1 protein-coding gene is annotated in these 513 nt (G+C 39.6%); it reads right to left on the reverse strand.

Features of this window, described 5'->3' with window-relative positions; genetic code table 11:
- Positions 1–482, reverse strand: a 482-nt coding sequence (locus HW423_RS10960) for a transposase (RefSeq protein WP_328803195.1), incomplete at its 3' end; no start/stop codon positions are given.
- Positions 483–513 lie beyond the last annotated feature (31 nt).

The raw sequence follows: 513 nt of genomic DNA on the forward strand, positions 1-513 counted from the left end.
GTATAGGTTAAACTATTTTCGATCGAAGGCAAGTACTTTTTAAGGGTTTGAAAGCATCTACGAACCCGTTTGGGCATCACATACTTCCATGTTTCATCGAGATCCGCTTTAAACCGCGTATAATCATGTAAGGCAATATCGGCCTTTAAATCATTAATCATACGATAGGCTCTTTCAAACCGGTCTTCAAGAGATACCATATAATTGACCATCATCTTTTGAGTTACTAACCCGTCAAATAGGCGGTGTGACCGGTAATTTACAAAGTCTAACTCTTCGCGATTTTTCAAAATAAGCTTCCATAATTGTTTCAATTTACGGTAGTCACGTGGCTGTTTGGTCTTAATCAGTTTCATAATTCGAATGCGTTCCTGATTGAGACTGCGATTCAGAAGCTGCACTAAATGGAACCGGTCGATAATGATTTTAGCCTTCGGGAAAATACGTTGTAAAAAGTCATAATAAGGGCTATACATGTCCATTGTGATCGTCTTCACCGCTTGGCGGGCTTCA

It is taken from the genome of Ruoffia halotolerans (genome assembly GCF_014049385.1).
Taxonomy (GTDB): domain Bacteria; phylum Bacillota; class Bacilli; order Lactobacillales; family Aerococcaceae; genus Ruoffia; species Ruoffia halotolerans.